The organism is Staphylococcus sp. EG-SA-2 (genome assembly GCF_017152085.1).
In genome coordinates this window covers 1-987 of record NZ_JACYHC010000908.1, presented here as the reverse complement: position 1 = coordinate 987, position 987 = coordinate 1, and the positions used below count along the sequence as shown (strand labels likewise).

Here is a 987-nt window from a genome sequence, read left to right as displayed (position 1 = left end):
CACAACAAGATTTACCTACATTATTTTATAGCGGGAAGTCCAATAGTGCTGTTCCAATTATATCTGAAAGTGAATTACAAACAATTACAGCTGAACCATGGCTTGAAATTTCCAAAAAAGGATTGCAGCTAGAAGGATTGAACTTTGATCGGCAGGGACAACTCTTTTTATTGGATGTATTCGAAGGCAATATTTTCAAAATCAATCCTGAAACGAAGGAAATCAAACGACCTTTTGTAAGCCATAAAGCGAATCCTGCAGCAATCAAAATACATAAAGATGGCCGATTATTCGTTTGTTATTTAGGAGATTTTAAATCTACAGGAGGCATTTTTGCAGCTACAGAAAATGGTGACAACATACAAGATATTATTGAAGATTTTTCAACAACTTATTGTATTGATGACATGGTATTTGATTCTAAAGGTGGATTTTATTTTACAGATTTTAGAGGATACTCTACCAATCCACTAGGGGGCGTTTATTATGTTGCGCCGGACTTTAGAACAGTGACGCCTATCATTCAAAATATTAGCGTAGCAAATGGTATTGCTTTAAGTAAAGATGAAAAAGTACTATGGGTAACAGAAACTACAGCCAATCGATTACATCGCATTGCACTTGAAGATGATGGTGTGACGATACAACCATTTGGAGCTACCATACCGTACTATTTTACAGGTCATGAAGGACCAGACTCATGTTGTATTGATAGTGACGATAATTTATATGTGGCAATGTATGGTCAAGGCCGAGTATTAGTTTTTAATAAAAGGGGTTATCCAATAGGACAAATATTGATACCAGGCCGAGATGAAGGGCATATGTTACGTTCTACGCATCCGCAATTTATACCTGACACAAATCAACTCATCATTTGTTCCAATGATATAGAAATGGGCGGAGGATCTATGCTTTATACAGTTAATGGCTTTGCAAAAGGTCATCAAAGTTTTCAGTTTCAATAAGACCTACCTGAATGAAAGG

The 987-nt window shown here is 36.2% G+C and carries 1 protein-coding gene; it reads left to right on the top strand.

Features of this window, described 5'->3' with window-relative positions; all coding sequences use genetic code 11:
* Positions 1-968: SMP-30/gluconolactonase/LRE family protein (locus IDG60_RS16115; RefSeq protein WP_206160915.1), on the top strand; the 968-nt coding region annotated here is incomplete at its 5' end.
* Positions 969-987: the final 19 nt, after the last annotated feature.